We start from the raw sequence: 11,754 nt of genomic DNA on the forward strand, positions 1-11,754 counted from the left end.
AGTGGGTCACAATGTATTATCACAATCAATGAGAATAGTATAGCACAGTGTACAAGTTTTTACCATAGTTTATGAAGATATGGTTTTATGATAAATGTCGCAGACAAGACGATGAAGATATGCCCTCACTCCGCGATGCGGCGCAGCGTCTCCATGAGGAGTTTTGCCTCGGGAACGATCGCCGCGATTTCGATGCGCTCCTCGGGCGTATGGATGCCATGTGCCGTCACGCCGACGGACACCATGTCGAGCGCAGGGTTCTTCGATGCGTGCCAGCTCGTCTCAAGCCCCGCATGGATGCTCTCGATCTTCATCGGTGTACCGCCGTTCTGCGCTGCATAGACCTCCGCCATGATCGTCCGCAATTTGCTCTTGGGGTTCTCACGCCATGCAGGAGATGCCGTTCCAACGACGAGGGAAAAGCCCGTCAGTGCCGCCAGCGTCTCCGCCTCGCAGACGATCTCGTCCAGCCGCTCGTTGACCGAGGAGCGCGGGAAGAACGCGACGTGTACCTCGTTCTCATCCATGCGGACAACGCCGAGGTTTGCCGAGGTCTCCACTCCGCCCGTCTGCGTGTGTGTCATGGCATGAACCCCCGTGCGCAGGAGGACAAGGAGGTCGATGAGGGTGTGCTGTTCCTCTGCGCTGATGACGCGCCCCGCCGCATGTGCAGGATGCAGCGTAAATTTCATCGCGGGATCGGCCTCGCCATAGATGGCATGAAAGCGTTTCTCCTCCGCCGCCAGCAGACGTGCAATGCTGCGCTCATCCATCGCCGTGCGGACGATTGCCTCTGCCGTCGGGGGGATCGCGTTGCGCGCCGTCCCGCCCGTGAGGGAAACGAGTTCCACGTCGCCCTCCTGTGCCAGCGCATGAAGTGCCAGTGCCAGCGTGCGGATCGCATTGCCGCGCCCGTCGCCGATGCGCTCGCCCGAGTGACCGCCGCGCAGCCCCTCAGCCGTAATGCGATAGGCGGGCAGATCGGATTCCTTTCGCGTCAGCGCACGCGTATAGTCGAGATTGACACTGCCCGCACTGCCGACCGTCATGATGTGATAGTCCTCCGAGTCGCAGTTGATCAGATACTGTGCATTCTTCAGATGATCTGCCGAAAGATGCCGCGCCCCCGTCATCCCCTGTTCCTCATCCACCGTGATGATGGCGCGCAGCGGACCATGAGCCTCTGTGCACTGCATCGCCGTCAGGATCTCCGCCACACCGATGCCGTCGTCTCCGCCAAGGCTCGTCCCATCCGCCGTGAGATACTCCGTCGTCCGCTGCATCTTGATCGGATCGGTCAGCGGGTCATAGGAAACACCCGGCTCAGCCACGCAGACCATGTCCATGTGTCCCTGCAGGATCGTGCGCGGCGCATTCTCCTTTCCCTTCGTCGCAGGAAGCTCCGCGATAATATTGAAGTGCTCATCCTGCGTCACCGTGCAGCCAATCTCCTCAAAGTGTTTTTTCAGATAGTCACTGACCGCCTTCTCGTGCCCCGAAGGACGCGGGATATGCGTCAGTGCCTCGAACTCCGAAATGACCTTTTCCAGCAGCTTTGCATCATCCATCATAAATTCCTCCCATCAAAATTCCTTCCTATTATAACACAGAATGTAAGGAAGCACTGATAAATTCGGTACAACCATCTTGACGCATCTTTTTTGCCCGCACTTCGGCGGAAAATCCTCCACAGAGCACCACTCTGCGTCCGGTTTTCCACCTCGTTCGGACGAAAAAATCTACGCCAATCTGGCAGACCTCATTTTATCAGTGATTCCGTAAAAAATGGGGCTGCTGCATGAAGTGACAAACTTCGTGCAATAGCCCCTATGCCATATTCGTCTCTTTTACTTCTTCGCCTGCTCTACCGCCTTCGTGACCGCTTCCTTGAACTGGTCATAGCTGACGGTCGCGCCTGAGACAGCATCCACCTTTGCGAGATCCTTGGACGCGGTGAGCTGCTCGCCGTAGGACACAATCGCCTTGTAGGCGTTCTGTGCCTTCTTCTGCGCGCCCGGCTCCTTCCCCTCGCCGTAGTGCTCGTCCTTCTGCTTGCCCTCTTTGTCAATGCTCGTGTGAACGACCTTCTCGATCGCACCGTTCTTGATCGTGAGCTCCACGTGCGAATGTCCGAGCTTTTCGTTCTCACTGCTGTCCGCCGCATAGGTGCCGTCCTTGACGCCCGTCATATCGAGCGCGGCGGTTTTCTGCGGCTGCTCCTTCGGTGCCTGTTTCTCCTCACCGCAGCCCGCAGCGAGGACAGAGACACCCAGTAGGAGTGCTATACCGAGGCTGAGCTTTTTCTTCATCGTTATGCCGTCCTTTCCCGCATGTGTCCATGCTCAATGATAACACAGCGCTCCGCCTCGTCGCCGACTTCGGCGGAGTGCGTGACCGTCAGAATCGTATGTCCCTCGTCGTGGAGTTCATGGAAGATCTTCATAACGAGGTTCTGGTTCTTCTCATCGAGGTTGCCCGTCGGCTCATCCGCAAGGATGAGGACGGGATAGTTGATCAGCGCACGCGCAATGCAGACGCGCTGCTGCTCACCACCCGAGAGCTGACTCGGCAGATGGCTCGCACGGTCGGCGAGGCCGACGCGTTCGAGTGCCGCCATTGCCTCGTTGCGGTCGGGCATGCTGTGGTAGTACTGTGCGACCATGATGTTCTCGACCGCCGTCAGATAGGGGATCATGTGGAACTGCTGGAACACGATGCCGATCTTGTCGCGACGGAAGCGCGTCAGCTCCTCGCGCGTAGCATTCGTCAGCACATCGCCGTCGAGGATGACCTCACCGCTCGTCGGGCTGTCCATGCAGCCGATGATGTTCATCAGCGTCGACTTGCCCGAGCCGGAGGGACCCATGACCGCGAGCCACTCGCCTTTTTCAACATTCAGGTTGACATCGTCCAGGGCGAGCACCTTTTCGTTGTACGCCTTGGAGACGTGCTTCAGTTCAAGCAAACTCATTGCTTCGTTCTCCTCTCATTCGCCGCGCAGGATGATCGCGGGATCTACATTGGTCGCAATACGTACGGGCAGCAGCGAGGCCAGTCCGGTCACCAAGATGGACATGACGAGAGCCACGACGACAATCGTCGGCGAGAACTCGATGCCGCGTCCAAAGACGTTCATACTGACGCTCTGGGCAAAGAGATAGCCGAAGCCCGACCCGAGAATACCGCCGAGTGCGCCGAGGAGACAGCCCTCGCCGAAGAACTCTGCGACAATGTGACGGTTGTCCGCGCCGAGAGCCTTCTTGAGGCCGATCTCACGGCGGCGCTCCGTCACGATCGCCATCATCGTCGTCGAGACGCAGATCAGCGTCAGCACGAGTACAACAATGGTCACGATGAGGACAAGTGCCTGCAGTTTGCCGAGCACGGTGCCCTCCGATTTCGCGATCTGCTTGACGAGCTGCGGCTCCACCGTCGGTACCTGCGCGTGGATTTTCGTCTCTGCACGCACCAGCTCATCCTGTCCCGCCACAACAGAGACCTGCGCGAGACTCAATTCGCCGGCGCGCCCCTTGATGCGCTGCAGATCGGGCAGGCTGACAAAGACGAAATTCTCCTCGTTGCCGCCCGTGCGGACGATGCCGGAGACGCGGTAGTCGCTCACAATCGAGCCCTCACCGCCCGAGACACTGATCGTATCCCCTGGATTCACGCGCAGTTTCGACGCGAACTCCGCGCCGAGCAGGATCTCCTTCTCCCCCGGCGTCGGCCACGCGCCGCGCACCTGCCAGTAGGGGCTGACCTCCTGCAGGACGGCAAAGTCCGTGCCGCCCGCCATGACGGTCTGATGATTGATGAGCAGGGTGTCGTAGAGGAACGGCGTAATGCCAATCACCTCATAGTCCGAGAGAGCCTTGCTGACCGCACTGACATCTTCCTCGTGAATCACGCCTGCATCCTTCCCCGGCAGGATGAGGAGGTTTGCGCCATAGGCACGGAACGCACGTCCCATCTGCTCCGGGACTTCTTTATATACGGTAATCATCCCCGAGATAATCGTCGCACCGACGGCGACGGCGAGGAGAGCGATCGCCATGCGTGCGCGGCGGCGCAGCAGAGAGTTGGCGACCATGATAAAAAACATTTTATAGCGACTCATCATTTATCACCTGCCATACAGAACCTCTGCCGGCTGCAGCGACAGCAGCATGCGAATCGCAGGCACGCTCCCGATGATCAGCACGAGCGACATCAAAACGGCAATAATCGGAATGACATACGGATTGACCGCAATGCCGGAACCGAAAACGTTCTCCCCAATGAGCTGGGCGAACCCAATTCCCACGACATAGCCAAGGATGCCGCCGAGAATACCCGCGATAAAGATCTCCGCGAGGACAGAGAGAACGACGGCGAGATTGGTCGCGCCGAGCGCCTTCAAAAGGCCGATCTCACGGCTGCGCTCCATGATGTTCGCGCTGATAAGGTTGCTGACACCGAGGCTCGATGAGAGCAGGGACAGCACCGTGATCAGCAGCATGAGGAGCTGCGTCTTGTCGAGGATTTTGCCCTCGGACTCCGCGATCTGACGCACGGGGTGCGCCGCCGCGTTGTGCATGACCTCCTCGATCTGATAGGCAATCGATCCGACGTAGCTCGTGCAGTACCAGATATCATACTCCGCCTGCGAGAGCGACTTCGGATTCTCCGCCGCCCTGCGGGCAAGATCGTTCTCCGGTGTCGTCATTGCACTGACCTCCACCTGATCGATCTTGCCCTGTACGCCTGCGAGTTCCTGTGCGAGCGCGAGCGAACCGACCAGCTGGTTCTCCTCGTCGCCGCCGCCCGAGACCGTGCCCGTGACGTGCAGCTCGCCCTGCGTGCCGTCCGGCTTCTGATAGGTGAGTGTACTTCCGGCAGAGACGCCAAGTTTCTGTGCGAGCTTCATGCCGACGAGCACCTCATCCGTGTGCGTGTCGTCCGCCCAGTCGCCGTCCACCTGCCACCACGACTTCATGAATTTCACGCCTGTCGTGTAGACCTCATCCGTCGGCAGCTTGAGCGTGTGCTCGAACCACGTACCAAAGAACGGCACACTCTCACCATCTCCGAGCGTCACCTGCGTCGTCAGTGACGGCGCAAACGCAACGATGTTGTTCGTCCAGAAAATCGTCTTGATATTGCCGAGATCTGCCTCTTCCAGATACTCGCGATGTCCGCTCTTCGACGTCTCCACACCGTAAAGGTCCTTCAGAACCATCGAGTTGCGCGGCGTCACTGTAATATTTGCTCCAAATGCCTTGAGCTCCTGATTCACCTTTTCGCCGATGTCAAACATGACGTTCAGCATGGCAGTCGCAAGCGAGACGCCAAGGGCGACCGTCAGCGCGATGAGGATGAACCTCCCGCGCTGGCGGATAAGCGCCCCTTTTACCATTTGCCAAAACATGGCTTACCTCCTCTCATGCCATCCTGTCCGTCAGCGGAAATGAATCCGCGCTGCCTCAAGCGTGTCAGCAGAAATCTGCACCGCACCATTCTGCACGTGGTACTCCACGGGGATCGGATTGCAGCCGCCCGGCAGACCAATTGTCGCCTTGTTCATGACGACATCGCAGAGACGGCAGACGATCTGCCCATCGCGTTCGTAGTAGCCCGTCGCACCGCAGATATCGCAGGCATCGAGACCGACACCAAATGCGGAACCGCCCTTCTGCACAATGATAACGCGCACCGTTGTTCCGTCTGAGGCGTGGAATGCATAACGATGGAGGTGGCCGTCGGAGACCTGCTCCAGCGGGATCTGCACGAGCCCGTTTTCCGCCTTGACATCAACCGCCGGTACCAGCTGCTCTTTTTTATTCGCATACCAGCCGCCGACACTCGATACGAGGATCGTCACAATGAGCATTGCGAGCAGCCCCGAGCCCCAACGCTTGCGGCGGATCGCACTCGAGACGATCTGGCGGTACTGCGCAGGATTTGCCCACACAGGGCGCTCGGGCCGCGGCTGAAGAAACAGTGTAAAAGGGACGAGCACAGAGACAAAGTAGATCGCATAGATGACCTTGCCCTGATTGTCAATAAACCATGCCATATACGGAATGAGGTTCTCCGCGCCGAACATCTGCCGCGCCATCAGCACCGTCAGGACGAAGATCACCTGCTGAATGGCGGTCGCCACGACCTGCACGGTGAACACAAAGACGAGGCGCCCGTGATTGAGCGCCGCCGCCGCTTTATACGCCAGATAGCCCGAGAGGAAGCCGAAGAATATACCGCCGAAAAAGCCTAGCATCTTGACGAGAAATGTCAACGTTAAATAGTTCCCCATCGCGACCTGTACGGTACCGACGGGAATCAGCCAGAGTTCCAGCCCGTGATAAAGGCACAGCCCCAGCGTCAATGCCCCCGTGCCGAAACGAAAGACACGCTCCTCCTGCGGCGACCATTCCCGATGGAGACTGCGCAAAAGAATTGCACAGAGAAGAATCGCACCGATGATATCGACGGTGATTGCCATACTCTCGAAGATCTCGCGGTTGACTGCCGACTTCGTGCCGACACGCACCGCTGTCATAAAGAGCGAGAGGAAAAAGCCCCATTTGAGGACACGCGTAAAGGTACGCCGTATGCTCTGGTCGGGCAATGGCAAGATGATTGCAAGCAAAATGCCGAGCGGCACGGCGAGCTTGATGCTCTCCTCCAATGCCGGTACCAGCTGTTGAAGAAATGCCTGTAACATGAGATATACCCTTTCCTATGAGAAAAGCCGCCGTCCCCCCCGGGGCGGCAGCCATTCTGTGATTAGGAGGGCAGAAGGACATGCTGAGATCCCCACTGCCCATACGCAGCTGTAATTACCACTTACGCGGAACGTAGTTGAACACCCAGTGCAGCTTGACCGGTTCCGTCCAGAAATGACCCCGGACACCCGTCTCCTTGTCCGTGTGGAGGAGGTAGTTCTGACGTGCAGGGCTGTCGATCGAGAAGTCGCAGTCGTACGTGCCTGCGCCGAGCATCTTGACATTTGCGCCGTAGTGGGGGCCATCATCTGCGCTCATCGGCATGAACACACCCTCGATGCTCTCGCCCGTCTCACGCTTCGTGAACTTGTAGTGCACCGTCAGGTTCGGAATCCACTCGCCGACGCCGAAGCCGCACTCATTGCCCTCGGTTGCATGGATATCCGTCTCGATGTGGATATCTGCCTGGTCTGCCGGAAGGCTCATACCGGCAGGCTCCATCGTCACCGGCTGGAAGTAGACGAGCGCCGCCTTGAAGTGGTTCGTCGTATCCTCGATCTCATCGCCGATCGGGAACTCCTCGAACGCAGCTTCGCTGACGTGCGCGTTGATCGCGAAGGTAGAGAACGCGACTGCACCGACGGCGAGAGCCTTTTTGAGCATACTGAGACTAGATTTCTTCATGGGAAAATCCTCCTTTGAAAGATGAACCTGACTTACGCCTCTGCCGCAGCAGAGCGTTTTTTATATGATACCATTGCAACTGCCGCGAGAACCAAGAGGATCTGCGGGACAATGGTTTCATAGGTGGGATAAAGGCCGAGCAGATCGATGCTCGGAATGGGGATGGCCTCAATGATCGTGGTGGAGATGGTATCTGACTCCTGCAGCTCCTTCAGACCGCCGCCAAGGAAGGTAACCGCGAGCACAAACATGAATGCACTCGTAACCTTGAAGAACGGTCCGATGGGGATGCGCAGCGCACCACGCTGGATGAGGAAGAAGATAACCGCGAGTGCCGCACACGCGGCAACGAAGCCCGCCCAGATCATGTCGGTATCGCCGACGGCGTTGTTAAAGAGCGCCTGATAGAAGAGGATGACCTCCGCGCCCTCGCGATAAACCGCAAGGAATGCGGCAAAGCCGAGCGCACGCGACTTGCCCGTCGAGAGTGTGATCTTGACTTGGCTGTCGATGTAGTTCTTCCATGCCTTTGCATTGGATTTGCCGCCCATCCACGCCGACGTTCCGAGAAGGACAAGGACGGCGAAAAGCGCCGTGAAGCCCTCGATCATCTCGCGGCTCGCGCCCGTCGTCGTCGTACTGTCGAGCACCTCGGCAAAGAGATAGGCACTGATAAAGCTGCAGATAATGCCTGCAATCGCCCAATTGTAGACGGTCGAGAGCTCCTTCTCGTGGCCGGCGCGTCCGAGATAGGCAATGATGCCGACAAGGACGAGGATCGCCTCAACACCCTCACGCAGGAGGATGAGGAACGCCTGGAGGAACATCCCCCAGCCGCCCGACTGAGCACCTGCCGTCTCGAGCTGCGTCACCTCGGTCTGAACCATATCGAGGAGCTTTGCGCCCTCGGCCTCGACCTCTGACTGCGGAGCGCCCGAACGGATGACTTTTTTCAGCGTGTAGAACTGATACTCCGTGAGGTTCGCGCTCTTGGAGGAGATGCTGCTGCGCACAGCGCTCTCCAGACCGTCTTTCTCGTAGATGCCGTAGTAGATATTGTTGACGGCATCCTTTGCACCTTCTGCATCCCCCGACTGATAGATGGCATAGACACCGTCCATCTCCGTCGCGATATGGTCGTGAATCTGCTGCCATGTCTGTGCGGCGTTCGTCGACGCCGACGGCAGGAGCAGAAAGAGTGCCGTAATGAATGCAAACAGCTTTCTCATTGGATTGTCTGCGTTCCCCTTTCCTCGATCATTTAATATTACGTGCCGGTTTCATATTGAAGTACACAGGGCACTGCATATTCGATTCCATCGGCTGCCCATTCATGTCCTTGGCCGGTTCGAACTTCCACTGCTTCTCAACAATACGCCGCGCCAGACGGTCATAGACGAGATTCCCCGAGCTGATCTGAATCTTCGTCCACACGACACGTCCGTCCGTGCCGATATGGGCTGACACGGCAATACGCCCCGTGAACGGAATCACACCGTAGGCAGGCTGCTCGGCATGGATGATCTTGCCGGGCTGCCCGATCTGCTTTCCGTCGCCGGATTTCAGGACATGTTCTTCCTCGGGCTTATTCGCCGAATCCTCGGCTTCCTTCAGCAGTGTCGTCGTCGCCTCCTCAGGAATCTCCGCCTCAACGACGGCGGGCTCTTCCTCTGCCTCCGCAGGCTCAGGCGGTGGTGGTGGCGGCGGAGGCGGTGGTTCCTCCGGCTGCTGCTCCTCGGGCGGCCCATCGTCGTCAGCGAGCTCCACCCACTCCATCGGTTCGTCCGGCGGCTGCTCGATGTGCTTAAAGACGTGCGGGATCAGCACCATCAGAAAGAGCCAAGCGACGATGTGGAAGAAGAACGCGACGAGGAAGGCAAGCCGCCAATGTGTCTGATAGCGCATCAGACGCCCCCCGTCTCCGTCGCGATGGACACGTGACGCGTCCCCGCTTCCTTCAGTGCATCAAAGACACTGACGACAAACTGATAGTCCGCCTTCTTGTCGCCGCGCACGACGAACACCGTATCCGGATCGCTGTTGAGCTGTTCCTTGACGCGTGAGGTCAGCTCACGCGTTGGCTCATCATCGCGGTCGAAGAGCACCTTGCCGTCCTCCGTCACCGTAATGGAGACGATGTGCGGACGTGTGTCCTGCTGTGCGCTCGCCGCCTGCGGCAGGCTGACCTGCACCGTGCTCGCGTTCACCATATACATCGTGCTCAGCATGAAGAACACCAAGAGGAAGAGCATGATGTCGATCATCGGGACGATCATGACGAGCGGCTCGCGCACATCATGAAAATTACGACGCATGAGCCTTCCCTCCGTCCGCCGCCGCGAGCCCTGCCGAGACGGTATTCATCGTCTTTTCGAGGAGCGTCAGCATCACATCCAGACGCTGTGCAAAGTAGGTATGCACGACGAGCGAGAAGATCGCGACGAAAAGTCCTGTCGCCGTCGCAACCAGCGCCTCACCGATGCCGCCCGTGATTGCCATGGGCTGACCTGCCTGCAGGTTGAAGATGCTGAACGACTGGATCATGCCCGAGATCGTTCCCAGAAGTCCAAGGAGCGGTGCGAGCGTAACGATCATCGAGAGATAGTTGAGACGTGCACGCAGGAGCATCGCCGCCTCGCCATAGACACCCTCGAGCGTCATCGGGACATCCTCCCCTGCCTTGCGGGCATCCAGTGCACTCTTCACGAGATGGGCGACCATGTTGTCCTTGCCCTCAACGGCGGGGGCAACCTCGTCCATCTTATGCTTGCGGAGCGACTCAGCAACCGTCGCCTCAAGTTCCCTTGCACCCTGCGATGCACGCCGATAGAGCAGGAAGCGGTCCACCGCAATCGCCGCCACCGTCAGCGAGCACAGGAGCAGCAGGTACATAACCGGACCGCCCTTTTCAAATAGTTCTGCACTGGTCACAAAAACACCATCCTTATCTTCTCAAGCCGTGGGAAAATCCCATTTTTACCACATGGAGAATGAAACCCATCCCATATTCAAATCGATTATCAGTATATCTCTAAGGAAACTGATTGTCAATATTCTTTCCAATAAATGTGATCTAAATGAATTTTATTCACTTATTGATTTATATGATTTTGCAAGTTCTTCGAAGTGCGCCAGTGACTTCTCGATCATTTCCGTACGAACACAGTATGCCGCACGGAAGTAGCCGGGACAACCGAAGTCCCGCCCCGGTACAAGCAGGAGATCATATTCCTGTGCGCGCCGACAGAATGCCGCATCGTCCGGCTCAAGCGCCTGCGGGAAGAGATAGAATGCCCCCTGTGGGCGCACGCAGGAAAAGCCGAGTGCCGTCAGGCCGTCATAGAGGAGGGCTGCATTCCTCGCGTAGGTGCTGAGATCGGCGGCTCGTCCGGCACAGCGTGCGACGACGAGCTGCCAGAGTGAGGGCGCATTGACGTGGGTGAGGACACGCGCTGCCCCCGCGATTGCGCCGTAGATGCGAGCGAAGTCCGCCGCTGTATCCGGCACGACGATATAGCCGATGCGCTCCCCGGGCAGGGAGAAGGACTTGCTGTAGGAATAGCAGACAATCGTATTGTCGTAAAAGAGAGGAATGCAGGGGACGGAGGCACCGTCATAGACGATCTCACGATATGGCTCATCTGCGACGATGAAGATCGGATGCCCGTACTCCTGCTCCTTCGCGCGGAGAAGATCGGCAAGGTGTCGAATGGTCGTCTCACGGTAGACCGCACCGCTCGGATTGTTCGGCGAGTTGACAATGACCGCCTTGGTCTGTGGGGTCAGTGCCCGCTCAAGTGCCGTGAGGTCAATCTGAAAATCGTCCGTCTTGGCCGGGACGACGACGAGCTTACCGCCGCACGCCTCGACAAAGACGCGGTACTCCGGGAAGAATGGCGCAAAGGTGACGAACTCGTCCCCCGGCTCGGTGAGTGCCTTGAACGTGATCGTCACCGACGCCGCCGCGCCCGCCGTCATAAAGAGATTCTTCCCCGTGACCTCCATGCCGAAGCGATGCTTCAGATCGGCGGCAAGCACCTCGCGCACGGCAGGCTTTCCCGGTGCAATCGTGTAGCCGTGCACCTCGGTCGGGTCGCCGTGCATGAGGATGTCGACCGCCGCATCCCGAATAAAGTCCGGCACAGGTACATTCGGATTGCCGAGGCTGAAATCAAAGACATTTTCCGCACCGACCTCTGCCGCGCGCTTCTGTCCAAACTCAAAAATCGTGCGAATCGTGGACTTTTTCGTCCCGAGCACATACATTTCCTCTGAGACCATCGTACTCCTCCCCCTATGTGAGTGAAAACAGATGCTATTCTATCATATTGTGAAAAAAAATACTACACATTGAGTTGCACTCTCA

At 58.0% G+C, this 11,754-nt stretch carries 12 protein-coding genes; all 12 read right to left on the reverse strand.

Annotated features, from left to right (window positions below; translation table 11 throughout):
* Window positions 1–125: 125 nt before the first annotated feature.
* Window positions 126–1,571: a beta-Ala-His dipeptidase gene (gene pepD, locus C1713_RS09485; protein WP_102493757.1), complete on the reverse strand. Its 1,446-nt coding sequence runs from the start codon at window positions 1,569–1,571 to the stop codon at window positions 126–128.
* Window positions 1,572–1,847: 276 nt separating this feature from the next.
* Complete coding sequence (locus C1713_RS09495) at window positions 1,848–2,309, reverse strand: FMN-binding protein (RefSeq protein WP_102493758.1); 462 nt, start codon at window positions 2,307–2,309, stop codon at window positions 1,848–1,850.
* Window positions 2,310–2,311: 2 nt separating this feature from the next.
* The gene (locus C1713_RS09500; protein ID WP_102493759.1) at window positions 2,312–2,971 is read right to left on the reverse strand and encodes an ABC transporter ATP-binding protein; all 660 of its coding nucleotides are present in this window, start codon (window positions 2,969–2,971) and stop codon (window positions 2,312–2,314) included.
* Between the two features lie 15 nt (window positions 2,972–2,986).
* Window positions 2,987–4,120, reverse strand: coding sequence for an ABC transporter permease (locus tag C1713_RS09505; protein ID WP_102493760.1), 1,134 nt, complete (start codon window positions 4,118–4,120; stop codon window positions 2,987–2,989).
* Window positions 4,121–4,123: 3 nt separating this feature from the next.
* A complete protein-coding gene (locus C1713_RS09510; protein WP_102493761.1) occupies window positions 4,124–5,407 on the reverse strand; it encodes an ABC transporter permease in 1,284 nt (427 codons plus the stop codon).
* A gap of 30 nt (window positions 5,408–5,437) precedes the next feature.
* The gene (locus C1713_RS09515) at window positions 5,438–6,703 is read right to left on the reverse strand and encodes a DUF2318 domain-containing protein (RefSeq protein WP_102493762.1); all 1,266 of its coding nucleotides are present in this window, start codon (window positions 6,701–6,703) and stop codon (window positions 5,438–5,440) included.
* A gap of 115 nt (window positions 6,704–6,818) precedes the next feature.
* Window positions 6,819–7,388: an iron transporter gene (locus tag C1713_RS09520; RefSeq protein WP_009442745.1), complete on the reverse strand. Its 570-nt coding sequence runs from the start codon at window positions 7,386–7,388 to the stop codon at window positions 6,819–6,821.
* A 32-nt stretch (window positions 7,389–7,420) separates the two neighbouring features.
* Window positions 7,421–8,617, reverse strand: coding sequence for an FTR1 family iron permease (locus C1713_RS09525; protein WP_102493763.1), 1,197 nt, complete (start codon window positions 8,615–8,617; stop codon window positions 7,421–7,423).
* Between the two features lie 28 nt (window positions 8,618–8,645).
* Window positions 8,646–9,293, reverse strand: coding sequence for an energy transducer TonB (locus C1713_RS09530; protein WP_102493764.1), 648 nt, complete (start codon window positions 9,291–9,293; stop codon window positions 8,646–8,648).
* A complete protein-coding gene (locus C1713_RS09535) occupies window positions 9,293–9,703 on the reverse strand; it encodes an ExbD/TolR family protein (RefSeq protein WP_102493765.1) in 411 nt (136 codons plus the stop codon). The genes C1713_RS09530 and C1713_RS09535 overlap by 1 nt, the downstream gene beginning before the upstream one ends.
* The gene (locus C1713_RS09540) at window positions 9,693–10,280 is read right to left on the reverse strand and encodes a MotA/TolQ/ExbB proton channel family protein (protein WP_102494067.1); all 588 of its coding nucleotides are present in this window, start codon (window positions 10,278–10,280) and stop codon (window positions 9,693–9,695) included. The genes C1713_RS09535 and C1713_RS09540 overlap by 11 nt, the downstream gene beginning before the upstream one ends.
* A gap of 192 nt (window positions 10,281–10,472) precedes the next feature.
* Entirely contained in the window at window positions 10,473–11,669 is a 1,197-nt protein-coding gene (locus C1713_RS09545; protein WP_102493766.1) for a pyridoxal phosphate-dependent aminotransferase, read from the reverse strand.
* Window positions 11,670–11,754 lie beyond the last annotated feature (85 nt).

The sequence above is a fragment of the Centipeda felix genome (assembly GCF_900186465.1).
GTDB lineage: Bacteria > Bacillota > Negativicutes > Selenomonadales > Selenomonadaceae > Centipeda > Centipeda felix.